17 protein-coding genes are annotated in these 24,970 nt (G+C 74.5%); 10 read left to right on the top strand and 7 right to left on the bottom strand.

Annotated elements, in window-relative coordinates:
- The first annotated feature begins 63 nt into the window (after window positions 1-63).
- The 6 genes from R2737_01410 (at window position 64) to R2737_01385 (ending at window position 5,547) form a co-directional block, all read left to right on the top strand.
- On the top strand, window positions 64-423 hold the full coding sequence (locus R2737_01410) for a hypothetical protein (protein ID MEZ5114898.1): 360 nt from the start codon (window positions 64-66) through the stop codon (window positions 421-423).
- 11 nt (window positions 424-434) lie between these two features.
- The gene (locus R2737_01405; GenBank protein ID MEZ5114897.1) at window positions 435-1,766 is read left to right on the top strand and encodes an FAD/NAD(P)-binding oxidoreductase; all 1,332 of its coding nucleotides are present in this window, start codon (window positions 435-437) and stop codon (window positions 1,764-1,766) included.
- Between the two features lie 105 nt (window positions 1,767-1,871).
- Window positions 1,872-2,756, top strand: a complete 885-nt coding sequence (locus R2737_01400) for an aldo/keto reductase (protein MEZ5114896.1) — start codon at window positions 1,872-1,874, stop codon at window positions 2,754-2,756.
- A gap of 54 nt (window positions 2,757-2,810) precedes the next feature.
- On the top strand, window positions 2,811-3,230 hold the full coding sequence (locus tag R2737_01395) for a ferrous iron transport protein A (GenBank protein MEZ5114895.1): 420 nt from the start codon (window positions 2,811-2,813) through the stop codon (window positions 3,228-3,230).
- A complete protein-coding gene (feoB, locus tag R2737_01390; protein ID MEZ5114894.1) occupies window positions 3,227-5,236 on the top strand; it encodes a ferrous iron transport protein B in 2,010 nt (669 codons plus the stop codon). Before R2737_01395 ends, feoB begins: the two co-directional genes overlap by 4 nt.
- Window positions 5,233-5,547: a hypothetical protein gene (locus tag R2737_01385; GenBank protein MEZ5114893.1), complete on the top strand. Its 315-nt coding sequence runs from the start codon at window positions 5,233-5,235 to the stop codon at window positions 5,545-5,547. Before feoB ends, R2737_01385 begins: the two co-directional genes overlap by 4 nt.
- 88 nt (window positions 5,548-5,635) lie before the next feature.
- On the opposite strand, the gene R2737_01380 is transcribed toward R2737_01385, so the two are convergent.
- Window positions 5,636-7,123 carry an AMP-binding protein gene (locus R2737_01380; protein MEZ5114892.1) on the bottom strand — a complete coding sequence of 496 codons (1,488 nt, stop codon included), beginning with the start codon at window positions 7,121-7,123 and terminating at the stop codon, window positions 5,636-5,638.
- A gap of 81 nt (window positions 7,124-7,204) precedes the next feature.
- Between R2737_01380 and R2737_01375 the strand changes: the two genes are divergently transcribed.
- Together R2737_01375 and R2737_01370 are read left to right on the top strand one after the other, a co-directional pair.
- On the top strand, window positions 7,205-10,117 hold the full coding sequence (locus R2737_01375; GenBank protein MEZ5114891.1) for an MMPL family transporter: 2,913 nt from the start codon (window positions 7,205-7,207) through the stop codon (window positions 10,115-10,117).
- The gene (locus tag R2737_01370; protein MEZ5114890.1) at window positions 10,114-12,489 is read left to right on the top strand and encodes a hypothetical protein; all 2,376 of its coding nucleotides are present in this window, start codon (window positions 10,114-10,116) and stop codon (window positions 12,487-12,489) included. The genes R2737_01375 and R2737_01370 overlap by 4 nt, the downstream gene beginning before the upstream one ends.
- Before the next feature lie 8 nt (window positions 12,490-12,497).
- Here R2737_01370 and R2737_01365 read toward each other — a convergent pair whose 3' ends face one another.
- The 3 genes from R2737_01365 to R2737_01355 form a co-directional block, all read right to left on the bottom strand.
- Window positions 12,498-14,750: an AAA family ATPase gene (locus R2737_01365; protein MEZ5114889.1), complete on the bottom strand. Its 2,253-nt coding sequence runs from the start codon at window positions 14,748-14,750 to the stop codon at window positions 12,498-12,500.
- Between the two features lie 144 nt (window positions 14,751-14,894).
- Window positions 14,895-15,680 carry a crotonase/enoyl-CoA hydratase family protein gene (locus tag R2737_01360; protein ID MEZ5114888.1) on the bottom strand — a complete coding sequence of 262 codons (786 nt, stop codon included), beginning with the start codon at window positions 15,678-15,680 and terminating at the stop codon, window positions 14,895-14,897.
- Between the two features lie 22 nt (window positions 15,681-15,702).
- Window positions 15,703-16,815, bottom strand: a complete 1,113-nt coding sequence (locus R2737_01355; GenBank protein ID MEZ5114887.1) for a hypothetical protein — start codon at window positions 16,813-16,815, stop codon at window positions 15,703-15,705.
- A gap of 124 nt (window positions 16,816-16,939) precedes the next feature.
- Here R2737_01355 and R2737_01350 point away from each other — a divergent pair, with 124 nt between their 5' ends.
- On the top strand, window positions 16,940-17,710 hold the full coding sequence (locus R2737_01350) for a class I SAM-dependent methyltransferase (GenBank protein MEZ5114886.1): 771 nt from the start codon (window positions 16,940-16,942) through the stop codon (window positions 17,708-17,710).
- A gap of 134 nt (window positions 17,711-17,844) precedes the next feature.
- Here the strand turns inward: R2737_01350 and R2737_01345 are convergent, their stop codons facing one another.
- Window positions 17,845-18,432: a hypothetical protein gene (locus R2737_01345; protein ID MEZ5114885.1), complete on the bottom strand. Its 588-nt coding sequence runs from the start codon at window positions 18,430-18,432 to the stop codon at window positions 17,845-17,847.
- 37 nt (window positions 18,433-18,469) lie between these two features.
- Here R2737_01345 and R2737_01340 point away from each other — a divergent pair, with 37 nt between their 5' ends.
- Window positions 18,470-19,876, top strand: a complete 1,407-nt coding sequence (locus R2737_01340) for a cytochrome P450 (protein ID MEZ5114884.1) — start codon at window positions 18,470-18,472, stop codon at window positions 19,874-19,876.
- 11 nt (window positions 19,877-19,887) lie between these two features.
- Here the strand turns inward: R2737_01340 and R2737_01335 are convergent, their stop codons facing one another.
- Together R2737_01335 and R2737_01330 are read right to left on the bottom strand one after the other, a co-directional pair.
- Window positions 19,888-20,325: a CBS domain-containing protein gene (locus R2737_01335; GenBank protein MEZ5114883.1), complete on the bottom strand. Its 438-nt coding sequence runs from the start codon at window positions 20,323-20,325 to the stop codon at window positions 19,888-19,890.
- A gap of 47 nt (window positions 20,326-20,372) precedes the next feature.
- A complete protein-coding gene (locus R2737_01330) occupies window positions 20,373-24,737 on the bottom strand; it encodes an EAL domain-containing protein (GenBank protein ID MEZ5114882.1) in 4,365 nt (1,454 codons plus the stop codon).
- Window positions 24,738-24,970 lie beyond the last annotated feature (233 nt).

The raw sequence follows: 24,970 nt of genomic DNA, 5'->3' as shown, positions 1-24,970 counted from the left end.
TACCGTTCCCCCCGTCGATCGGCGCACGGGACGCGCGCCGGGAACCGGCACCGGAGGCACGCCATGACCAGCTCCCCTCGGATCCGCGGGTTCGCCCGCCGCCATCGCACCGCCCTCGCGGTGGGCACGATGTTCGCGGTGGTGATGACGGCCTACGGGGCCGTGACGACGGGGTTCCAGTCCGACGCCGTGAGCGTGATGCCCACCGGCCAGGCGCTGGCGGCCAACTGCGCCCAGTGCCACGGGACGGGCGGATTGAACGGGTCCTTCAACCAGCTCGCCGGGATCCCGGTCAAGGACATGATGGAGAAGATGCGTGACCAGCGGACGCACAACTCGATCATGGGTGCCCAGGCCCGCGGCTACACCGACGAAGAGCTGCTGAAGATCGCCACCTACTTCGCCTCCCTGCCGAAGCCGTGAGGACCGCCGCCATGACTGGAATCAGCCGCCGTCGTTTCCTGGGCCTGGCAGGCGTCGCCGCCGCGACCGGTGCCGCCGTCCCGCTGATGAGCCGCTCGACCCCGCCCGCGGACGCCGCAGTCGCCCCCGTCGTCGTCGTCGGCGGCGGGATGGCCGGTGTCACCCTCGCCAAGTACCTGCGGCTGTGGAGCGGGAAGACCATCCCCGTGACGCTCATCGACGCGAACGCCGACTACACGTCGAGCATCATGAGCAACCTCGTCCTCAACGGGCAGCGGTCGTTGTCCAGCCTGCGCTTCGCGTACTCGACCCTGAAGTCCACCTACGGCGTCAACGTCCAGCAGGGCACGGTCACCGGCGTCGACTTCGGCCGCAAGCGCGTCACCTACAAGCGGCCGAACGGCAGGACGGCAACCGCCACGTACTCCCGGCTGGTGATGGCGCCCGGCATCGACTTCCTGCCGATCCCGGGGCTGACCGGGAGTGCGGCGAACCAGGCGAAGGTGGTGCACGCCTGGCAGGCCGGCCCGCAGACGCAGAGCCTGCGCGACCAGCTCGTGGCGATGCCGACCGACGGCACCTTCATCGTGACGATCCCGGCCAAGCCGTACCGGTGCCCGCCCGGTCCGTACGAGCGGGCCTGCGTCGTCGCGGACTGGATCAAGAAGAACAAGCGCAGCGCGGGCAACACCAAGCCCCAGGTGATCGTCCTCGACGCGAACCCGAGCATCCAGGCGGAGGTCCACAACTTCACCACCGCCTTCAACGAGGTGCACGCCGGGGTCATCCAGTACGTGCCCAACGCCAAGGTCGCGTCGGTCAACGCGGACACCGGAACGATCGTGACCAGCGCGGGTACGTTCAGCGGGAACGTCCTCAACGTCATCCCCGACCACACCGCGGGCAAGATCGCCCGTGACCTCGGCCTGGCGACCTCCCCCACGACCGCGGGCGGCCTGTTCTGCCCGGTCGACGTCCTGACCTACGAGTCCACCGTCAAGCCCTTCGTCCACGTGCTCGGCGACGCGTCCGACACCACCCAACCGAAGGCCGGGCACGTCGCCAACGCGGAGGCGAAGGTGTGCGCCGACGCGCTGGTGCGGCTGCTCTCGGTCCCGGCGCTGCCCATCGACCAGAACCCCGTCACGAACTCCGCGTGCTACTCGCCGATCACCTCCTCGACCGCGTCGTGGCTGTCCGTCGTTTACCACTACGACCCGGCGACGAAGAAGATGGTCGCCGCAGCCGGCCAGCCGGTCGAGGCGCCAAGCATCACGGCGGGCAACTACTCGCAGATGAACACCTGGTTCAAGGTGCTCATGTCGGACACCTTCGGCACCTAGTCACCGGTCGGCTCCCGGGTCCCCGGCTGCATCTGGTGCCGGAGGCCCCGCGACTCCGCGGCCCCGGGCGGGGATGATGCTCGGGTACCCCCGAAGGGAGTCGACGTGGAGCTACGCAGGCTGGGTCGGATCGGCCGCGAGGTGTCGGTGCTGGCGTACGGTGCCGCGGCGTTGAGCGATGTGACCCCCGAGGTCGCCGAGCGCTCGGTGCAGGAGGCCCTGGACGGCGGCATCACCTATCTGGACGTCGCCGCGTCGTACGGCCACGCCGAGGAGCGCCTCGGGCCGCTAGTGCCGGCCATCCGCAACCGGGTGTTCCTGGCCACCAAGACCGGCGAGCGCGACGCGGAGTCCGCCTGGGCGGAGATCACCCGCTCGCTGGAGCGGCTGCGCACCGACCACGTGGACCTGATCCAGCTGCACGCCGTGGGAGACCCGGAGGACCTCGATCGGGCCACCAGGACCGGCGGTGCGCTCGACGCCGCCGTCCGGGCCCAGGCCGAGGGCCTGGCCGGCGCCATCGGCATCACCGGGCACGGCCACCAGGCGCCGGCGACGCACCTCGAGGCGTTGCGGCGCTTCCCCTTCGCGACCGTGATCACCCCGTGGAACCCGGTGCTGGCCGCCCGCCCGGACTACCGCGCGGACTTCGAGGCGCTGCGGGCCGAGGTCGCCCGCCAGGACGCCGCCCTGCTCACCATCAAGACCGCCGCCCGCCGCAACTGGCCCGGCGCCCAGCCCGGGCAGCCGGTCGGCGAGCGTTCGCACACCACCTGGTACGAGCCGTACGACGACGACGAGCGGCTACGCGCCGCGGTGTCCTGGGCGCTGGCGCAGCCCGGTGTGAGCGCGCTGCCCACGGCGGCGGACGTCAGCCTGCTGCGCACCTTCCTGGCCGCCGAGCGGGACCGGCTGTCGGTCGAGGAGGCCGAGCGCATCCTGACCGCCGACGACGCCCGGTCGTCCCCGTTCGAGGTGATGCCGTGGTGAGGGCCACTGCCCACCGAGTTAGGTATGCCTAACCCGCGGCGGTACGGTTCCGACGTGGCGGCGACGGTGACGGCGACGGGCGCGGAGCCAGCCACGCTCGACGCGGTGGCGCCGGGCACCACCGTCGTGCTCGGCGCCCCCGACCTGCCAGCCGGCCGGATCCGGCGGTTGGCCGAGTTCGGCCTGCGGGCCGGGCAGCGGGTCACCGTCCTGCACCGCACGGCGGGCGGCGGTCGGCTGCTGGCGGTGGGTGACGCCCGGGTCGCGGTGGACGTCGGGCTGCTGCGGCACGTCCCCGTCCGGCCGGTCCCGGCCGGCACGGATCTGGCCGGCACGGATCTGGCCGGCACGGATCTGGCCGGCACGGATCTGGCTGGCGCGGATGTGGCCGCGCGCCCCGACGCGGTGGCTGCCGACGAGGCCGGACCTGACGCCGGCCCGCACCCTGCGGGCCAGGACGGTGCGGTGTCGTGACCGGCGAGCAGCGGATCACCGCCGGGACGTCGCCCCCCGCTGGGACGACGGCCGATGCCGGGGCGTCCGGCGTCCCGTCCTGCCACAGCGACGCGGTCGGCCCGGCCGCCCCCGCCGGCGCGCCGGTGGTCGCGCTCGCCGGGAGCCCGAACGTCGGCAAGTCGACCCTGTTCAATGCGCTCACCGGCGCCCGTCGCGACATGGGCAACTGGCCCGGCACCACCGTCGAGGTGGGCCGGGGTCGGTGGACCACCGCGGCCGGCCCGCTCGCGGTGATCGACCTGCCCGGTGCGTACAGCCTGGACCCGACCTCCCCGGACGAGGAGCTCACCCGCGAGCTGCTCGTGGAGCAGCCACCCGCGGAGCGGCCCGACGTCGTCGTCGTGGTCGCCTCGGCGGTCGAGCTGTCCCGCGGCCTGTACCTGCTCTCCCAGCTGCGCGAGCTGCCGCAGCGCGCGGTCCTGGCCATCACGATGCGCGACGTGGCCGCCCGGCGCGGGGTGGTCGTCGACCCGTCTCGGATGTCGGCCGAGGTCGGGGTCCCGGTGGTCCTGGTCGACGCGCGGCACGGCGTCGGGATGGACGTGCTGGAGACCGCGGTGCTGGACTGCCTGGCGGGCCCGGTCCCCGAGCCGAGGCCCACGGTCGCAGCGGGCGACGACCACGAGCTCGCCGCCGTCGACGCGCGGTTCGACTGGATCGCCTCGGCCGTGTCGGTGGCCTGCACGCGGACTGACACCGGCCGCCGCAGCTGGTCGGACCGCATCGACCGGGTCGTCACCGCTCCGCTGCTCGGGCCACTGGTGTTCCTCGCGGTCATGTGGGTGGTGTTCCAGGTGACCACCCGGGTCGCGGCACCGTTCCAGGACCTGCTCGACGCCTTCATCGGGGGACCGGTCGCCGACACCGTCGGCGCTGTGATCGACGCCGTCGGGCTCGGGGACACCTGGGTCCGCGGCTTCGTCATCGACGGGCTGGTCGCGGGCGTCGGCATGCTGCTGACGTTCGTACCGCTGATGGCGCTGATGTTCCTGCTGCTCGCCCTGCTGGAGGACTCCGGCTACCTCGCCCGTGCGGCCGTCGTGACCGACCGGCTGATGCGTTCGATCGGGCTGCCCGGCAGGGCCTTCCTGCCGCTGGTTGTCGGCTTCGGCTGCAACGTGCCGGCGGTCGCCGGGACACGGGTGCTGTCCGACGGGCGACAGCGTCTGCTCACCGTGCTGCTGGTCCCGTTCACGTCATGCACCGCGCGGCTGGCGGTCTACGTCCTGGTGGCCGCGACGTTCTTCGGGCCGAACGCCGGCAACGTCGTCTTCGCGATGTACGTGCTGTCGATCGTGCTGGTGGTGGTGGTCGGGCTGCTGCTGCGCTCGACCCTCCTGCGCTCCCTCGGCAACGAGCCGTTGGTGATCGACCTGCCGCCGTACCAGGCGCCGATGCCGCGGATCCTGTTCTCCAGCATGTGGATGCGGCTGCGCGGGTTCCTGCGGACCGCGAGCGGCATCATCGTGGCCGCGGTCACCGTGGTGTGGCTACTGAGCGCGATCCCGGTGGGAGCGCCGCCCACGGCGTCGTTCGGCGACGTGCCGGTCGAGGACAGCGCGTACGCCGCGATCGCCGAGACGGTGGCACCGGTGTTCGTCCCCGCGGGTTTCGGCGACTGGCACGCCACCAGCGCGTTGATGGTGGGCTTCGTCGCGAAGGAGGCCGTGATCTCGTCCTGGGCGCAGACGTACGCGGCCGAGGAGCCGCAGGACCTCGGCGAGCCGGGCGCCCTCGGCGACGCGCTGCGGGCGGACTTCGACGCGTCGTCCGGCGGGCACACCATCGCCGCCGTGCTGGCGTTCCTGGTGTTCCTGCTCGCCTACACGCCCTGCGTCGCGACGCTGGCGGCGCAGAAGCGGGAGATCGGCATGCGCTGGACGATGTTCGGCGTCGGCATGCAGCTGGTGCTCGCCTGGCTGCTCGCGGTGGCGGTGTTCCAGGTCGGACGGCTGATCTCGTGACCGGTGGCGGAGCGTCGATCTCGGCGCGGGTGCTGGCCGCGGTCCGGTCCGGCGCACCGACCCTCGCCGACGTCGCCGACCAGGCGGGCATCGACGTCGACCTGGCCCGCGTCGTCGTGGACGAGCTGGTCCGCCGGGGCCTGCTCCAGGCGACCGTGCTGTCCTCCGGGTGCCCCGCGTCGGGGTGCGCCTCCTGCGCGTCGGGCGACCACGGTGCTCCTGGCTGCGGCGCGTCCGCCCCGGGGGCCGAGCGCTCCGGCCCGGTCCTGGTCGCCCTCAGCATCCCGACCGGCGCCCCGCCCGCCCCCTGACCTCCGCAGCGGCCACCCGCAGGGAACACCTCCGCGAATGCTCGCGTGTTGTCGTTTCCACGGCCCGGTAACGACAACACGCGAGCACTCAGCGCGGGGGAGGGGGGTCGGCGCGCAGGCGCTGCTTCTGCACCTTGCCCATCGCGTTGCGGGGCAGTGCAGCCACGACCCGGACGTCCCGCGGCACCTGGTAGCCGGCCAGGTCCGCCCGCAGCCGGGCCACCAGGTCGTCGGGGTCCACGACGTGCCCGGGGGCGGGGACGACCACAGCGACCAGACGCTCGCCCAGGTCGTCATCGGGCAGGCCCACCACAGCGGACTCGGCGACCTCCGGTTGCGCGTCCAGGACGCGCTCCACGTCGGCGGGGTAGACGTTGAGGCCGCCGGTGATGACCAGGTCCTTCTCCCGTCCCACCAGCGTGAGGTAGCCGTCCGCGTCGACCCGGCCGAGGTCGCCGGTGCGGATCCAGCCGTCCGTGCTGAGCCAGTCCCGTGTCAGCTCGGGCCGCCGCCAGTAGCCGTCGAAGGCGCAGGGTGTGCGTACCTGCACGTGCCCCACGGCGCCGGGCGCGGACTCGGCGCCCTCGCCGTCGACGACGCGTACGGAGACCCCGGGCAGTGGCTGCCCGACCGAGCCGGGGCGGCGCTCCCCGTGCAGCGGGTTCGACGTCAGGATGCAGGTCTCGGTCATGCCGTACCGCTCGAGCACCTGCAGCCCGGTCCGCTCCTCGACGGCCCGGTGCAGCGCGGCCGACATCGGTGCTGACCCGGAGGTCAGCAGCCGTAGCGACCCGGCGGATGCGCGGTCGAACCCGGGGTGCAACAGCAGCCTCGCGTAGTGCGTGGGGACGCCCATCAGCACGGTGGCGCCAGGTAGCAGAGCCACTGCCCGGTCCACGTCGAACCGGGGCTCGAGCAGCAGCGTCCCGCCCACGGCCAAGATGGTCTGCGCCGCCACGAACAGGCCGTGCACGTGGTCGAGAGGAAGCACGTGCAGCAGCACGTCGTCGGCCGTCATGCCCCACGCGCTGGCAAGGGTGGTGGCGCTGGCGACGAGGGCGCCGTGGCTCAGCACCGCGCCCTTGGGGGCGCCGGTCGTGCCCGAGGTGTAGACGACCGCGGCCGGGTCCGCGGGGACCCGGGGTGCGTCGACCGGGGTCGCCAGGGACCCGCCGGGCCGCGTGGGCGAACGCGGCGACAGGGGGATGGTGGTGACGCCCGGGGCCAGGTCGAGGGCGTCGACGTGCCGCCCGGCGTCCACGACGAGCGCGGCAGGGTCGGCGTCGGTGACCAGGCGGGCCAGCTCGGCGTCGGGGAAGGCGGGCGACAGCGGGACGAGCACGGCGCCCACCCGGGTGCAGCCCAGGATCACCGCAAGCGCCGCCGCCGACTTCGCCGTGGCGACCACCACGCGGTCGCCGGGCCGGACGCCGCGCTCGACCAGCATTGCCGCCGCGGCTGCGCTGTGCGCCTCGAGTTCCGCGTACGTCCAGTCAACTCCGTCGGGCGCTCGCACCGCGAGCCGATCCGGATCGACGGCGGTCGCCGCGAGCAGGAGGTCGGCCAGCGGGTTCATGTCCGGCCAGCATTCCACCCGTCCGAGGCGCGCCGTTGCAGGCGCGGCGACTCCCTGCGGCCGGTGTGGCATGGTGCGGGAGTGAGCAGTGCGCTCTACCGCCTGGCTCGACGCTGCGCCGAGCACGCGGGGCTCGTGGTGACGATCTGGATCCTCGTCGCCCTGGCGGTGATGGGGGCCAACCGGACTCTGGGCGGCGCGGCGGCGGATTCCTACGAGCTACCCGGCACGGACAGCGCGGTCGCGCAGGACCTGCTCAACCGAGCGTTCCCCGGCTCGGCCTCGGAACCCGTCCCGGTCGTGCTCTACGCGGACGGGGCCGACTTCAGTACCGGCGCCGACGCCCGAGTCGCAGCCGACGTCGCGAAGGCCATGCGCGGGCTCGACATCGTCACCTCGGTGAACGCGCCGGCCGACGACCCGGGTCTGGTCTCCGACGATGGGACGACCGCGTTGGTCCAGGTCGTGGTCACCGACCGTGCCGCCACCGAGCGGGAGGCCGGGACGCAGGTCCTCGAGGCTGCGCGCGCCGCGGCCGGCGACGGCTACACCGTGGAGCTCGGCGGTTTCCTGGGTCGGCAGGTGTCGCGCCCGGACACGCGGATCAGCGAGGTGCTGGGCCTGCTCGCGGCGATCCTCGTCCTGTTCCTCACGCTGCGGAGGGTGTCCGCCACGGTCATCCCGCTGGTCAACGCCCTGGTGTCGGTGGCGCTGGGACTCGCGGTGGTGGGGCTGCTCAGCGGGGTGGTGTTCATCCCGGACGTGGCGCCGACCCTGGGCACGATGCTGGGGCTCGGGGTCGGCATCGACTATGCGCTCTTCCTCGTCGTCCGCAACCGGGTGCTGCTCGCCCGAGGGTTCGACGTGCCGGACGCGATCGGCCGGACCTCGGCCACCGCCGGGGCCGCGATGGTCTTCGCCGGCGGCACGCTGATCGCCGCCGTCACGGGACTGGTGCTCACCGGGCTGTCCTTCCTCGCCTGGCTGGGCCTGGCAGCCGCGATCGTCGTGAGCATCGCCGTCCTGGCGTCGGTGACGCTGGTCCCGGCACTGCTCGGCCTCGCCGGGCGCCGGGTGCTGCCACGGTCGATGGTGGAGGACGTCGACGACCAGGCCCTGGACCGGTCCGGCTGGGCCCGGCTCGCCGACGCGGTGACGACCCGGCCGTGGCGGTTCGCGATCGGGTCCACCCTGGTGCTGCTGCTTCTCGCCGCCCCGGCGGTGACTCTCTCGCTGGGCCACACCGACGCCTCGGACTACCCGGAGGGCACCACCGCACGCGAGGCGAGCGACCTGATGACGGCCGCCTTCGGCGTGGGCGAGTCGTCCCCGCTGGCGGTGGTGACCCGGCTGTACGCGGTCGCCGAGGCGCCGGACGAGGGGACCGCGGACGATGCGGACAGCAGCTCGGGCGACCCGCGCACGCGGGACCCCCGGCTGCTCGCGCTGCGGGACGAGCTGGCCGCCGCCGACGGCATCGTCAGCGCGGACGACTTCGTCGTGAGCACCGACGGCGGCGTCGCGGTGGCCCGGGTCGTGCCGGAGTGGGCGTCGTCGGACCCGCAGACCGAGGTGCTGGTCCGGGACCTGCGCTCCGACGTGCTTCCGGCGGCGACCGCCGGCGCGGCGATGTCCGCCCATGTCGGGGGGCTGTCGGCCGCCCTCACCGACCTGTCGCAGCTGATCGCGGAGAGGACGCCGTGGTTCATCCTCGGCGTGGTCAGCCTGTCCTTCCTGCTGCTGATGCTGGCCTACCGGTCGTTGCTGATCCCCGCCAAGGCGGCGGCGATGAACCTGATCTCCATCGCGGCGGCGTACGGGGTCGTGACCGCGGTCTTCCAGTGGGGCTGGGGGGCGTCGCTGATCGGTCTGGACGGCCCGGTGCCGATCGAGTCGTACGTCCCCATGATGATCTTCGCGGTGCTGTTCGGGCTGTCGATGGACTACGAGGTGTTCCTGCTCACCGCGTTCCGGGAGCACTGGGAGCGCAGCGGCGACATGACGGTCGCGGTCCGGCGCGGCCTGGCCGACACCGGGCGAGTGGTCACCGCGGCGGCGCTCATCATGGTCGTGGTGTTCGGCAGCTTCGTGCTGTCGGACAACGCCGTGGTGAAGATGTTCGGCATCGGGCTGGCCACCGCCGTGGCCGTGGACGCCAGCATCGTGCGCTGCCTGCTGGTCCCGTCGATCATGGTCCTCGCCGCGAAGGGCACCTGGTGGCTGCCCCGCTGGCTGGACCGGCTGCTGCCGCAGGTGCACGTCGAGGGGGATCCCGCAGCGCTGGCCCTGGGCTCGCAGTGGGGGGAACGGGCGCCTGGACCGCGGCCGTGGCGGCGCCGGATGCGAGCGGCACTCGGTGCGGTGGTCGGCGTCCTGGTCGCCGCCCTGCTGGTGCCCCGGCTCGGGCTGGCGCCGCCGGACGCCGGCGTGGCGACGGTGGCCGCCGCCGTGCTGGGCGGGGTGCTGGTCCTGCTGCCGGGGTCGGGTCCCCGCGGCCGTGACCCGTCGCTGGCGTCGAGGGCCGCGGGGTTCGTTCTCGGCGTGGGCCTGGCGGGGACGCTGCTCCTCGTGCTGCACGCCGCCGTGGTCCCGGCCCGGGCGGGAAGTGCGCTGGTCCCGGCGACCGCGATGCTCGTGCTCGGGGCGGCGCTGCTGCTGCTCGTGCCCCGGTGGCTGTCGCTGCCGGCGGTGCTCGGGGTGGTCGCCGCCGGGATCGCGGTGCTGGCGGTGCCCGAGGACCAGCGCTCGGCCGGGCTGATGGTCACCGCGGTGCTCCTGCCGGCGCTCGTGGCCGTGCTGGTCGCGGCCGCCGTGGCGGCGGTCCTCCCCGCCCCGGCCACCCCGGCCCCGGCCACCCCGGCCCCGGCCACCCCGGACCCCTCCGCGAGTGGAGGGTTGTGGTCGGCGTCAGGGGACCCAGACCAGCCACAACCCTCCACTCGCGGGGTGGGGGGCGTCGTGGCCGATGCCGTGGGCGAGGGGGAGACCCGATGACGGGCCGCCGGGCGGGCGCCGCCCTGGCCGCCCTGGCCCTGGTCGCGGCGGGACCGGTCGCGCTGGCGCCGGCGGCCTCGGGCGCCGTCGGCGGGCCGGCCGCGGTGGACTCCGGCTCCGACGAGCCGCCCCTGGTGGCCGAGCAGCTGGTCCTGTCCGACCTCGACTCCGCCGGCCTGCCCACCCGCTCGGTGATCGTGACCCGGGTGGTCGCGCGGGACGTCCCGCCGCGGCAGCTGACGATCCCGATGTCGTCGGTGGACCTGGAGTACGTGGACCGCCGCGGCGCCCCGCCGTTGTCCGGCGACTCGATGGTGGTCGACGTCGGCGGCCCGGGCCAGACGTCGGTCACCACGCAGGCGGCGTTCGACCTTCCGCAGCCGGTGGCCCTGCACGCGGAGTACTCCCAGGCGGGCACGGTGCTGGACCCGGCCACCGTCCCCGGCAGGTCGGGGGACCTCAGCATCGGCTACACCGTCACCAACACCGTGGTCGAGGACCGGACCCTGAACTACCGGGACGCCGCGGGCGAGCGGTACGAGACCACGTCCCCGGTGTTCGCCCCCTTCACGGGCACGCTGACCGTGACGCTGCCTCCCGGCGCGGAGCTGGTCGACGCCCCGGACGCGGTGGTGGGCACCACCTCGGACGGCTCGACCTGGGTCCGCTGGTCGCTGGTCCTGGCGCCCCCGATGGGCGACTACGAGCAGGACCGGCGTCTGGTCCTGCGGGGCGACGACCTGCAGGTGCCCGGCGTACGGCTGGAGGCCGTGCCGACGACCACCGACCAGGATCCCGCGGCGGACTTCGCCGGTGGCCTGCTGAAGTCCAGCGTCGAGGGCAGCGCGGACCTCGCCGAGGGCCTCACCACCCTGGACGACTCGACCGTGGAGCTGGCCACCGCCGCCGCGGACCTGGCCCGGGGCCTGGACTCGCTGGCGGAGGGTGCGGACCAGCTGTCCGCCGAGGTCGACGACGCGCTGGTGCCTGGGGCGCGCCAGGTGGCCGAGGGAGCCTCCGAGCTGGCCGCCGGTCAGCAGGAGGTCGCCGGCGCGGCGTCCTCCGCCCAGAGTGGTGCCAGCGACCTGGCGACCGGGGCCGACGAGCTCGCCAACGGGCTGGGCGACGTGTCCGACGGCCTGCAGGAACTGGTGTCGGCGGAGGGGCTGCCGGCCCTCGCCGCGGGGGCGGACCAGCTGGCCACGGCGGTCGCCGCGATCGCCGCCACCGTCGGGTCCGCGGACGACCCGCGCATCGAACTGTCGTCCGCCGGCGACGCCACCCTGGTCCAGGTGGTGAGGGCGGTGGCCGCGGGGACCGCTCAGCTGCAGGGTGTGACCGCCGGCATCAGCGACGGGCTGCGCGAGGCGCTCACCACTCTCGCGCAGGTGACCGAGGACGCGACCGCGGCGGCCAAGGCCGCCGGGACCGCCGCCGCCCTGGCCCAGGCGCTGATCCCCCAGGTCTGTGCGCCCCCCGCCCCCGTCCTGCCGGCGCCCCAGTGCCGCCAGTTGGCCGCCATCGCCGAGCAGTCCGCCGCGGCCCAGGAGTCCGCTACGGCCGCGGCCACCGGCAGCGGCGAGGGCCGCGCGCAGGTCGGCCGCCAGGCGGCCGCCGCGGCCGGGGTCGCCACCGCGCTCACGGACCTGGTCCGGGCCCTCGACGGGGTCGCGGCCGGACTGGTCCAGGTCTCCGGGGCCCTGCGCAGCGGGAACCCGGACGACCCAGGGGTGTATGAGGGCCAAGTGACGCTCGCGCGGTCGCTGCAGGAGGTCGTCCAGGCCACCCTGAGCCTGTCCGCGGGCGCGGCGCAGGCGGAGGGCGGGGCGGACGACCTGGCTGCGGGGGCAGCCGATCTCAGCACCGGGCTGGGCGATCTCGCTGACGGCGCCGACGCACTCGCGGACGGGGGTCGCGAGCTGGCGTCCGGGGCCGCTGCCCAGGCGGAGGGAACGGCCGCCGTCGCCTCCGGGCTGAACGAGCTGGACTCCGGCACGACGAGCGCCGCCTCCGGCGGCACCGACCTGGCCGATGGCGCATGGACCCTGCGCGAGGACGGCACCCGCGAGGTGCTCGGCCAGGTGGTCGACTCCTCGTCCGACCCGGCGCTGGCCCGGGCCTACCTGCGCGCCGCCAACCGTCGCGCCGCCGACGCCATGCCGTACGGCGTCCCGGACGACGTGGTCGGCCGGGTGGCGTACGTCTCGGTCATCTCCCCGACGAGTCCCCCCGACAGGGCGGCCGCCGCGACGGCCGCGCTGGCCCTCGTGGTGCTGGTCAGCCTCGGGATCCTGGCCGGCCGCCGACTCCGACGGGCGTCAGATGCACCCACGCAGAGCGGTCCGGACTCGCCCGCGTCCCCGGGCGACTGACCCGGCGGTCAGCCCAGCCCGGGGGGCAGCGGCTCGGCGTGCACCACGTGCAGGTGCCGGGTGGGTCGCGTGAGCGCGACGTACAGGTCCCCGGCCCCGCGCGCGCCGCCGGCGAGGACGTCGGCCGGCTCGACCACGACCACCGTGTCGAACTCCAGGCCCTTCACCTGCTCCACGGTCAGCACGCAGACCGGCCGGTCCAGGGCGGTCGGACCGACCCCGACGGGTTCGACGAGCAGGCCGCCCAGCGCGTCGGCCACCGGCTGCGGGTCGCGGCCCCGCGGCAGCACCACCGCGACCGTCCCCTGCGGGTGACGGCCGCGCACGCCGGCGACCGCACCGGCCACCGACGAGGCATCGGTGGCCCGGACCCGCGTGGCTCCGTACGCGTCGGGGAGGTCCCGCACCGAGGTCGGCGGGGTCACGTCCAGGCCGGCCGCGCGCACCGTGGTGACCGCGCGATCCATGACGGTCGCCGGGGTCCGGTAGTTGACCGTCAGCTCCTCCAGGCGCCACCGGTCGCGGGCGTGCCGGTCCAGCGTCGCGGCCCAGGTGCGCGACCCCGACACCGACCCGGTCTGCATCACGTCACCGACCACCGTCATCGACCGGCTCGGGCAGCGCCGGGTGACGAGCCGCCACATCATCGGCGACAGCTCCTGGGCCTCGTCGACGACGACGTGGCCGTACGTCCAGGTCCGGTCACCGGCCGCGCGTTCGGCGACGCTCAGCCACGGCCCGTCGTCGGCGAACCGGTCGGCCAGCTGCTCCGCGGTCACCATCGCCGCGGCGGCGCTGCCGCGCAGCGACTCCCGCGCGTAGGCCACCTCCTGCTCCCGCTGCGCCCGCGCCCGGGCCCGCTCCCGGCGGGCCTCGGTGTCGTCGACGCCGAGCAGCTCGGCTGCCTCGTCGAGCAGCGGGACGTCGGACACGGTCCACGCGGACCCCCGCGGCCGCAGCAGCAGCTGGCGTTCGCGCGGTGAGAGCCCGGGCGCCGCCGCCGCGAGGTAGCCGGGGTCGGCGTACAGGTCGGCGAGGACCTGGGTCGCCTCCAGCGGCATCCAGAGCAGGTTGAGCTCGCGCCGGACGTCGCGGTAGGCGCCGATCTCGGCGCGCAGCGACGGCACGTCGACGTCGCCGGTCCCCGCGCCGATGAGGCGGGCGTACTGCAGGGCCAGGTGGTCCAGCAGCTCGGTCAGCACCCGGTTGCGTGCGATGTTGTGCGGCCGGCGGGCGTGCCGGTGCCGGGCGGCCGCGACGACATCCGGCTGCAGCACCAGCCTTCGCCCGTCGAGGTCGAACACCAAGGGTGCGTCGGGGACCCGCTGGCGCAGGCCGATCGCGCGCGCGATGACCTTGGCCATCCGCAGGTCGCCCTTGACCGCCGCGACCTCGGGCGGGTCGTCCGTCTCGGCGTCGACGCCGGGGAACAACCGGCCCGGGGTCGCCATGACCACGTCGGTCTCGCCCAGGGACGGCAGCACCTGCTCGATGTAGTGCAGGAACACCTCGCTCGGCCCCACCAGCAGCATGCCGCTGCCCGCCAGCCGGCGCCGGAAGGTGTAGAGCAGGTAGGCCGCGCGGTGCAGCGCCACCGCGGTCTTGCCGGTCCCCGGGCCGCCCTGCACGACCAGCGTCCCGCGCATCTCCGAGCGGATGATGCGGTCCTGCTCGGCCTGGATCGTCGCGACGATGTCGTGCATCCGTCCGGTGCGCTCCGCGCCCAGGGCCGCGATCAGGGCGCCCTCGCCACTGAGCCCGACCAGGTCCTCGCCGTCGAGCGCGCCGAGGTCGAGGGCCTCGTCCTCCAGGTGCGTGACCCGGCGGTCCCGGGTGGTGAGGTGCCGCCGGCGCACCACGGTCCCCGGCTCGGCAGCGGTGGCCTGGTAGAAGTGCCGCGCCGCCGGCGCCCGCCAGTCGAGCAGCAGCTGGGTCTGGTCCGGGTCGGACAGCCCGATGCGCCCGACGTAGTGCCGCGCCCCGTCCCGGTGGTCCAGCCGGCCGAACACCAGCCGCTCCTCCACGGCCTCGAGCTGGGCCAGCCGGCTCTCGTACGCCGCCGCGAACGCGTCCCGCTCCGACCGGCTCTGGTGGGTGCCCTCCGCCCGGGTCCGGCGGGTGCTGTCCAGCCGCCCCCTCGTCTCGGCGCGCACCGTGTCGAGCCGGTCGTACAGCGTGGTGACGTACGCCTGCTCGCGCTCGAGCTCGCGGTCGAGGTCGCTGCCGACGGCCTGGTCGGGGGCGGGGACGACGTCGGTCACGGACTTCCCGGGGTGGCTGGGACCGTCAGGTCGCGGGCGGGCGGGTCGTCCAGCCTATGCCACGCGCGGGGGCCCGCCACCGCAGCGCCGCCGCGCTGACCCTGGAGTCAGTGTGGGGTTCCGGCGGCCGTCGGGTGGCGATGCTCAGCGGCCCTGGAACCGGGCCTCGCGCCGCTCGACGAAGCTGAGGACGCCCTCGACGGCGTCCTGGCTGGCCATGATCCGAGGCAGCTGCTCGACCAGGTCGTCCCGGGCGGCCTCGGGGCCGAGGGCGCGGCCGATCCGCGCGTTCGCCAGGGTCGCCTGGACCCCCAGGGGAGCCTGCGCGGCGACCGTCGCCGCGATCTGCCGTGCCCGAGCGAGCTGGTCGCCGGGGGCCACCACCTCCTGGACCAGCCCGATCCGCAGCGCCTCGGCCGCCCCGAACTCCTCCGCGGTGAGCAGGAACCGCATCGCATTGCCCCAGCCGAGCGCCTGCGGGGCGCGGAACGTCGCACCTCCGAAGGGCAGGATCCCGCGGCCGATCTCCAGCTGCCGGAACCGCACGTCGTCCGCGGCCACCACGATGTCGCTGGCCAGGGCCAGCTCGATCGACAGCGTGAACGCGATGCCCTGGACGGCCATCACCACCGGCTTGGGCACCGCCGGACCCCAGACGCCGAAGGGGTCGTACGCGTGGTCGCCTCCGAGCGCGCCCGGTCCGGTCTCGGCGACCCGCGGGCCCACCTCGGCGAGGTCCAGCCCGGCGCTGAAGTGGTCCCCGTGCCCGAACACCACCCCGACCCGCAGGTCGTCGTCGGTGCCGAGCAGCTCGTACGCGGCGCCAACCTCGTCGATCGTCGCGAGGTCCCAGGCGTTGCGCTTGTCCGGCCGGTTGACGCCGACCAGCAGCACGTGCCCGTCGCGCTCCACCGTCACCCGGTCGCCCATGACGCCTCCTCCTGCCTGGCCGTCAGGCGTACCGACCGTACGCCTGCGCCGCTCGGGCTGTGGGGCGGTACCCGGAGCAGGTGCCGACCCGGTCGAAGCCCGGGTTCAGCCGGACAACCCCTCGGGCGCGGATGGGTCGACTGCTGTCGTCGGTGGACTTGACCGTGTTGCGGTACTTCCAGACCGCGGTCTGGCGCACGACGTTGCCAACGCCGTTGACGTGGTTCCCCCTGACGGCGGCGTCGAAGGGCAGGTCGCCCCTCCCGGACGGCCCGATGAGGTTGCGGTACGTCGAGATCCGGTTCGAGCCGTACGCGAGCGAGATGCCGGCGCTGGCCGTGGCCAGGGTGTTGTAGCGGATCACCACGTTGCCCGTGGGCCGCGCAGGGGAGGGCCCGGCCGCCTTGATGTTGGAGCCGTTGGGGGCGTCGAAGACGAGATTCCGCTCGATGACGCCTGGCCCTGCTGCCGGCCCCGGCATCAGGTAGATGTTGTGGTAGTTCATCCGTGCCCGGCCGGTGGATCGGTTCCCGTGGATGCAGTTCCCGGCGATCCGGTAGTCGGCCGGCGGGCCGAACCGGTCGCTGGTGACCATGACGTTGGACACGCCGGTGGATCCGGTGACCTCGCTGTCGAGCAGCTCCCATCCGGTCCCCCCGTCGAACTTGACCACGAACTGCCCCCGCGACCGCTGGGGGTCGGCCACGATCGTGAGCCCGCGGAGCGTCCAGTAGTCGGCGCCGTCGAGCTGCAGGACGCCCTTCAGTACCGCCCGCTCGCCGGGCCAGGGCTCCACGGTGATGCGGGCATCCGGTCGGGCCGGGCGCGCCCCCCACCCGGCGACCTCCCGGTAGGTGCCGCCGCGCAGCACGATGGTGTCGCCCGGCTTGGCCCGCCTGATGGCCATGGTCAGCGTCGCCCACGGTCGCGAGGCGCTGGGGGTGAAGGTGCTGTGCCCGTCGGTGTCGTAGTCCGAGCCCCACGGCGCCACGACCAGGGTGCGGCCCACGCCCGTGGCCGTGGGGAGCGCGTTCGCGGAGGGCAGGGCGGCCGACGGGGCCACGAGGCCGAGGACCAGGGCGAAGCCGATCATGGCGGCGAGGGAGAAGGGCTGGCGCGGGTGACGCGTGGGCACAGGGGTGGGGGTGGTCAGGGCTGTCTCCTCGTCGTGTCCGTCCCCCAGTGGCCGTCGTCCCGAGGCTAGGCGACCGAGGGTTAGGGCAGTGCTAAGGCGAGCCCGCGACACCTAGCCTGCACCTGTGGACGAACACGCGGGACCGGACGTGGACCAACGGCGGCAGTCGTTCGGCGGCTGGGCCCGCGAGTACGACCGGTTCCGCCCGGGCTACCCGGACGCCGTCGTCGCCTGGATGCTGGCGCCGGTCGCGGGGGCCGACGGGGGCGCCCGCGCGCCGGTCCTGGACCTGGGCTCCGGGACGGGACTGCTGGCCCGGTCCGTGCTGCGCCTGGGCCACCGGGTGCTGGTGGTGGAGCCGGACGACCGGATGCGTGCGGTCGCCGCGGAGCTCGTGGGGAAGGGGTCCTCGTACGCCGGCAGCGCGGAGGGGATCCCGCTGCCGGACGCGTCGGTGGATGCCGTCCTCGTCGGGCAGGCGTGGCACTGGGTGGACCCCGTGCGGGCCGTCCCCGAGGTGGCCCGGGTCCTGCGACCGGGCGGGGTGCTCGGCATCGTGTGGAACCTGCGCGACGACCGCGAGCCGTGGGTCGCGGCGCTCGGGGACCTGCTGGCGCTGGAGGACGGCTACCTGGGGTTCCGGTCGGTGGACGTCCCGCAGCTGGACGACGCGCTGTTCTCCCCGGTGACCCGGCACGACGTCGAGCACCGGGTGGACGTCGACGAGGAGCGGCTGGTGGCGCTGGTCGGCACCTTCTCCGCGATCGCCCTGCGCCCGGACTCCGCGCAGGTGCTGCAGCGGGTCCGCGACCTGGTGCGCGGGCGTCCCGAGCTCGACCCGGAGGGCTTCGTGCTGCCGTACGTGGCCCTGGCCTACCGCGCCGTCCGCCACTGACGCGGCTGCCCGCCGGCCCCGGCTGCCCCGCCGGCGCCATCAAGATCGCCGCGAGATACCAGAAGGGGCCCGTTCGCCTGCGGATCCCGGCCCCTTCAGGTGTCTCGCGAGGATCAGTCCCGTCCCGGGGCGGGTCAGTCGGGGAGGGCGGCGCGCAGGCGGGTGAGCGGGACCGTCCCCGCCGGTGCTGCCCCGCCGTAGGACTGCCAGTCGAACGCCACGACCCGCTCCACCAGGGTCCGCTCGCCGAGGGCGTGCTCCACCAGCAGGTGGGCCGCGCGCATCCGGTCGGCGACGTTGCGGTCGAGGTCGCGCACCCAGGCGGTGAGGACCACGGCGTCCCCGCCGCCGGACACCGCCACTACGACGTCGTCGGCGGCGACGGTCTCGTCGCCCACGCGGACAGCCGTCCCGGCGACGTCGCGGGCCGGCCGCAGCGCGGTCACCCGCCAGCCGGGGATGTCCGGCGCCGCGGCGACGAGCGCCTCGACCCGGGGCACCTCCGACGACCGGCCGTCCGCGCTGACCACCAGCTCGAGCTCGTCGGTCGCCGGGCGCAGCCCGATCTCGTGGTCCAGTCGCCGTCCGTACGTCCGCAGCCGCGACCGCAGGTCGGCCAGGAACGCCGCGTCGAGGTCCTCCGGGCCGCGCCGGCGGGCCGCCTCCGGACCGAACCAGGCCCAGAACGCGGTCGGGTCGGTACGCCCTCCCAGCAGTCCCACGGTCCGGACCGTACCGCCCCCTCCGTAGGCTCGGGCCATGTCGAGCCCGGCGCCGGCCCCCCGCCGCGACGCCGACGTCCCCGACCGGCGCTACTTCCGGACCCCCGCGACCGCCCCCGGGCCCGCCGGTCCGCAGATGCTCTCGGCGTTCTGGCAGATCCGCCGCAACCCGTTGGCCTACCTGGAGCGGGTGTGGCGCGAGTACGGCGACGTCGTGCAGTTCCCGATCCCTTCACCGCCGTCGTACCTCGTCGTCGACCCCGACGGCGTCCGCCGCGTCCTGCAGGCCAACGCCCGCAACTACGGCAAGCGCACCATCCAGTACCGCTCGCTCAGCCTGGTCACCGGGGAGGGGCTGCTCACCGCGGACACCGACGCCTGGAAGCGGCAGCGCCGGCTGGTCCAGCCGGCCTTCCACCACGAGTCGGTGAACCGCGTCGGCGACCACGTCGCCATCGCGGGGGAGCGGCTGCTCGACCAATGGGACTCGCTGCCCGACGGCAGCGTCGTGGACGTGGACGAGGCCATGATGCACGCGGCTCTGGAGGTCGTGGGCCGGGCGCTGTTCGGCACCGACCTGTCCGGTGACGCCGGCCGGCTGGCGACCGCCACCCTGGCCGCGCTCGACGTCGTGATTGCGCGCGCCCGCACCCCGGTGTCCCCGCCGTCCTGGCTGCCTACCCCCGACAACCGCCGGCTGGCTGCCGCGCTGCGGGAGCTCGACGGCGCCGTGACCGCGATGCTGGCCGAGCGGGGTCGCCGTACGGCCGACCCGAGCGAGCCGGACATGCTGGACCTGCTGCTCTCGGCGCGCGACGACACCGGTGCCGGCCTGTCCCGCTCCGAGGTGCGCGACCAGGTGGTCACCTTCCTCGTCGCGGGCCACGAGACGGTGGCCAGCGCGCTGACCTGGTCGTGGGCGCTGCTGGCGGAGCACCCCGAGCAGCAGGAGCGGCTGGCCGCCGAGGCTCACGAGGCCCTGGGAGGTCGCTTCCCCGGCGTCGCGGACCTGCCGGCACTGCCCTACGCCCGGGCCGTGTTCGACGAGGCGCTGCGGCTGTACCCGCCCGCCTGGCTGATCACCCGGCGGTCGCACGAGGCCGACGAGGTCGGCGGCCGCTCGCTGCCCGCCGGGTCGCTGGTGATCCTCAGCCCCTGGCTGCTGCACCGGCACCCGGACCTGTGGGACCGGCCGGAGCAGTTCGCGCCGGAACGGTTCCTCGGCGACGGGGTGGACCGGCGCGGCTTCATCCCTTTCGGTGCCGGCCCGCGGCTGTGCATCGGCCGGGACTTCGCGTACGTCGAGGGGGTGCTGCTGCTGGCCGCCGTGGCGGCCCGCTACCGGGTCGACCGGGTGCCGGGGACCCCGCGGCCCGTGGCGGAGCCGCTGGTCACGGTCCGGCCGGTCGCCGGCCTCCCGCTGCGGCTCACCCGCCGCGGGTGACGTTCGGCGACTCAGTGGCCGCGGGTCACATAGTCCATCAGTGCCTCGCGCTCGCCCTCGAGCTCGCCGAGGCGGTTCTTCACGACGTCGCCGATGCTCACGATGCCGACCAGCGAGCCGTCGGCGTCCACGACGGGGACGTGCCGGACCCGCTGCTCGGTCATCACGCCCATGATGTCCGCCACGTCGGCGTCCGGGGGCGCGCACTGCACCTGCCGGGTCATGATCTCGGCGACCGACCGCGCCAGGACCTCCTGCCCGTCACGCGCGAGGGTGCGCACCACGTCCCGCTCGGACACGATCCCGTCGATCGCGCGGCCGTCCGCGGACACCACCAGCGCGCCGACGCCGTGCTGCGCGAGCGCGGCGAGCAGGTCCGCCACCGTCGCGTCCGGGGGCACGGTCGCGACGAAGTCGCCCTTGGAGCTGATGATGTGCGAGATCTTCACAGGGGGTCTCCTCCCGGCGGCGTCCTGACATCGTGCCGGGGGACCGGTCAGTCGTCCAGCGATTCCAGCAGGACGGGCGGGGCGATCGCGTAGCCCTGCAGCAGGTCGATCCCGGCAGCCACCGCGTCCGCGCGCTGCTGCTCGTCGGACACCCGTTCGGCGACGGTACGGGCGCCTAGCGCCGACGCCAGCGACGTCATGGACGACAGCACCCTGCTGCGCAGGGCCGCATCCGTCTCCAGCGCCAGCGCCGTGCTGTCCAGCTTCAGGAAGTGCAACGGCAGCCCGAGCAGCGCCGTCAGGCTCGAGGTGCCCTGCCCGACGTCGTCGAGGGCCACCCGCACGCCCAGCGCGTCGAGGTCGCGGACGACGCCCCGGCCGATGTCGGGGCTCTCCAGCAGTGCTCCCTCGGTGATCTCCAGCACCAGCCGTGCGGGCTCGATCCCGTGCCGGTCGAGGGCGGCCGAGACCCGGCTGACCAGCCGCGGGTCGAGCAGCTCGGGGTGCGACAGGTTCAGGCTGACGAAGGCGTCCGCGGGGAGGCCCGGGCGCCGCCGGATCTCGCGGCAGGCCCGTTCGAGCAGCGTGTCGGTCAGGTCGCGCAGCAGGCCGCCGCGCTCGGCTGCGCGAAGCACCTGGAGGACGTCGAGCCCATGCCGCGCATCCAGCCGCAGGAGCAGTTCGACGCCGGCCACGCCACCGTCGGCGCGCTGCACCGGCTGACCCGCCACGGCCAGGGTGCGCAGGCGCAACAGGTCCCGCAGCACCCGCTCGATCTCGTCGCCGCCACCACCGTCGCGCGACACCGTCGGGCCCGCCCACCGGATCTGGGCCCGCCCCGCCGCCTTGGCGTCGTACATCGCGTCGTCGGCGACGGACACCAGGTCCTCGCCGGACCGGAACTCCGCCAGGTCGTCCGCGCGTTGGAAGGTGACGCCGATGCTGGCCGACACGGCCACGGTGCTCCCGTCGCTGGGAATGGGCTGGGCCAGCCGCGCCAGCAACAGCTCGGCCAGCCGCTGCACCGGGTCCGGTCCGGTCAGGTCCTCCATGACCACCACGAACTCGTCCCCGCTCACCCGCGCGACGGTGTCGCCGGCGCGCACCGAGCGCCGCAGACGGTCCGCCGTGGCCTGGAGCACGTCGTCGCCGACCGAGTGCCCGTGAGTGTCGTTCACGCTCTTGAACCGGTCGAGGTCGACGAACAGCAGCGCGAGCGACGACCGCCGGTCCGCGCACCGCTGCATCGCGGCCGACAGGCGCACGTGCAGCAGTCGGCGGTTGGCCAGGCCGGTGAGCGGGTCATGCGTGGCGGCGCGCTCCAGCTCGTGCTCCACCACCTTCTGCGTCGTGATGTCGAGGTGGGTGACCACCGCGCCGCTGCCGTCGGCCAGCGGGGTCGCCTCCAGCGCGACCCACGAGTCCAGGTCGGGCGGGTTGACCGCGAGCTCCGCACGTGCGTGGGGCCGGTCCCCCGAGAGCACCGAGCGCAGCGTGTCCAGCAGCGGGGCCGGATCCCTGCCCGCGCCCCGCAGCAGGCTCTCCACAGTGGACAGGTAGTCGGTCCCGACCGGGCCGCTTCGGTCATCCAGGGCCAGCCGGAAACCCTGGTTGGCCGCCACGACCACGCCGTCGCGGTCGAGGACACAGGTCTGACCGGGCAGTCCGTCCAGGACCGCTTCGACGAAGCGCTGCCGCGCCTCGGCCTCGTCCTGGGCCCGGACCAGGTCCGTGACGTCACGGCCCACGGCCACGACCCGGCGAACACTCCCCTCCTCGTCGACCACCGCGGCGCTCAGCGCGTCCACGATGACCTGCCGGCCGTCAGGTCGGCTCAGCCGGAACCGCGCGCTCCACGGCTCGCCCCGGGCCATGGCCTCCGCCCCGGCGGTCGGGTCGTCGCTGCCGAGCTGCTCGATGTCCGGGAACAGGCCGATCGGCTGGCGGCCCAGGACCTCGGCCGCAGGGATGCCCAGGGTCCGCTCGGCCCCGCCGTTCCACGCCGCGACGGTCCAGGTCCCGTCGAGCTCGACCACGATGTCGCTGACGGACTGCAGCACGTTCCGCTGCTCCTCGACGCGTTCCGCCGATCGGGCCATCACGACGAAGGCGCTGCTGACGTCGGCGACCTGGCGCAGGAACGCGACGTCGTCGTCGGTGAACGGGTCGCTGCCCACGAACCGGGACATCGCCAGGATCCCGACCACCTCGTCGCCGGACCGCATCGGCACGATCACGACCGAGCGCTGCGGGTCCGACTCGATGGCCGTCCGGGTCTCGTCGGACACGTTGTCCCCGGGGGCGCCGGCCCCGAAGCGGTCCAGCAGCACGTAAGGCTGGCCGGTGGCGAGGACCCTGCCCAGGGGGGCGACGCCGCGCGGCACCGGGTGCCGCGACAGCACGTCCCGCCAGAAGCCCTCCCGCTGCGGGTCCCGTGATCGCAGGGCCACGCAGCGGGCGGCCGCACCGTCCGGCTGGACGGTCCAGGCACTGGCCAGGTCGGCGGTCTGCTCGCACAGCAGGGCAGCGAGCTCCTCGAAGGTGTGGCGCAGCTCGCCGGCGGTGGCGGCCAGCCGCTGCGACAGCAGCCGGGCCAGCTCCTCCGTGGTGGCCCGTCCGCGCTCCAGCCGGAGCCGCTCGCCGATGTCCCGGTTCACGCTGACGACCCCGACGACCTGGCCGTCGTCGTCCCGGACCGCGCTGGCGTGGAGTTCGATGTCGAGCCACGGGCCACCGGGGACTCGCTGGCGGGTGGCCCCGATGAACTCCTGTCCACCGAGGATGCGCTCGCGCATCTCGTCCGGTGGGGTGCCGTCCTCGAAGCGGGTCTCGAACACGTCGTCGAGGAGGCGTCCCACCACCTGGTCGCGCGGGAGGCCGTACAGGCGCTCCGCCGCGCGGTTCCACCCCCGGACGACCGTGGCCTCGTCCATCCGGATGACGGCGTCGCTGACCTCGTCCAGGGTGGTGGACTGCTCGGCCAGGCTGTCGACCAGGGCCGAGATTGCCGCATAGCGAGCGACGATGGGCGCGGAGCGCCGGGCCGCGCGGAGGGCCGCGTCGCCGAGAGGATTCGCCCCAGGATCGGTCCCGACCGCCAGAGACCCGATGGTCCGACCATCGACCTCGAGCGGGACCACGAGCAGGTCCTGCCACGGGGCCGCACCCGCCGGGGCTTCGTCAGGGGTGGCATCGACCAGCGGTGCGAGCGGTCCGCGGTCGTTGCCCGCCAGGCGCAGCTCTCCTCCCGCGAGGTCGACCGACGCCACCAGGCCGGGGGACACCGGGAGCCTGGCGTCCAGGTACGCCGCCCTCATGGCCTCGCGCGCAACGGGGTCGCGGTGCTCCGCGGCGACGCATCGGGCGGATCCGCTCGCCTCGTCGTAGAGGAAGACCAGCGCGAAGTCGGCCCCGCTGTCCGTGAGTCGCGCGACCAGGCCTTCCACCGCGATGGGCAGGCGTGTCGGCAGGGACAGCAGACCCGGCTCGAGGGCGCGGGCGAGGTCGGTCCGGGCCTCATCCTCGAGCTCCCGCTCGACGGCCTCGGTGACGTCCCGGATGCAGGCCACCGAGTAGCCCTGCCCGAGCGCGTCGAGCATGGCGAACGCCTGAACGTCGACGTAGACCGCGGAGCCGTCCGCGCGACGCTGGCGCATGCGTCCCTCCCACCGACCCTCCGTGGCGAGGGCGGCTGCGATGTCGAAGACGGACTTGCCGCCGACCGGCTCCGACGGGACGATCTCGTCCGCCATCCGCCCGACCGCGTCGGCGGCGGTGATGCCGTACAGCGCCTCGGCACCCGCGCTCCACTCGAGCACGACCCGGGCGTCGTCGGTCGTCACCAGGGCGTCGTAGGTGGCGTCCAGCAGTCGGCCGTCACGCTCGAGCCGGGCCGCGGCCCGGCCGACCCCGACGACGAGCGCCGCCTGCGCGGCGGCGCGGCGCACCCGCTCGACGCTCTCCCAGGTCATCGCGTCCGATCCCGCATAGCGCGCGGTACCGAGGAGCCCGACGACCTCGTCGTCGACGATCATGGGCATGAGAACGACCGAGCGCAGGGGTGGTTCCGGGGCGACTGGCGGGCCGAGCAGCTGGTGCAGGTCCTGCGGGTCGGCGTCGAGGACCACCAGGCCGTCTCGGTCGAGGAGCTCAGCTCCCCGCGGCACGTCGAGGGGGAAGTCCCGGCCCTCAAGCCGGCCCCGCCGAGCAGCGAACGCGGCCGGGTCGGCGTCCTGCTCGGCGAGGGCGACCACGCGGAACGTCTGATGGACGGGGTCGACCACGAACGCTGTCGAGGAGTCCGCGACGCCGGGGACGAGTGAGTCGACCAGCAGCTGAAGCATGCCGGACAGGTCCAGCCGGCTCTCGGTGAGGCGCACCTCGGCGGCGACCGGCACGGCCGCGACGGGCACCGCCCCGCCCGGCCCGGGTCCGCCGGCGCCCCCGCCCGACCCGGGTTCCTGGCCGGTGCTCAGGGGGCCCTGGTGGCCTTCCACCGCAGTCCTTTCCCTGGCCCGACGCCCAGGCCTGAGGGGCGCCCCCGTGAGGTGCCGGGTCCACGCTACGCCGACGGTCCGCCCCACGCGCGGGGACCAGGTACCCCTCAAGGGGACGTTCGGCCCAGGCGAATTACCCGCTCGGATCT

It is taken from the genome of Candidatus Nanopelagicales bacterium (assembly GCA_041393815.1).
Taxonomy (GTDB): domain Bacteria; phylum Actinomycetota; class Actinomycetes; order S36-B12; family JAWKJK01; genus JAWKJK01.
Note: the sequence above shows the minus strand (reverse complement) of the source record. Positions and strands in the feature narration are given on the sequence as shown.

Coding starts and splice junctions, on each gene's coding strand:
- R2737_01410 (MEZ5114898.1), top strand. CDS start 64: ATGACCAGCTCCCCTCGGATCCGCGGGTTCGCCCGCCGCCATCGCACC.
- R2737_01405 (MEZ5114897.1), top strand. CDS start 435: ATGACTGGAATCAGCCGCCGTCGTTTCCTGGGCCTGGCAGGCGTCGCC.
- R2737_01380 (MEZ5114892.1), bottom strand. CDS start 7,123: ATGAACCCGCTGGCCGACCTCCTGCTCGCGGCGACCGCCGTCGATCCG.
- R2737_01370 (MEZ5114890.1), top strand. CDS start 10,114: ATGACGGGCCGCCGGGCGGGCGCCGCCCTGGCCGCCCTGGCCCTGGTC.
- R2737_01360 (MEZ5114888.1), bottom strand. CDS start 15,680: ATGGGCGACCGGGTGACGGTGGAGCGCGACGGGCACGTGCTGCTGGTC.
- R2737_01340 (MEZ5114884.1), top strand. CDS start 18,470: ATGTCGAGCCCGGCGCCGGCCCCCCGCCGCGACGCCGACGTCCCCGAC.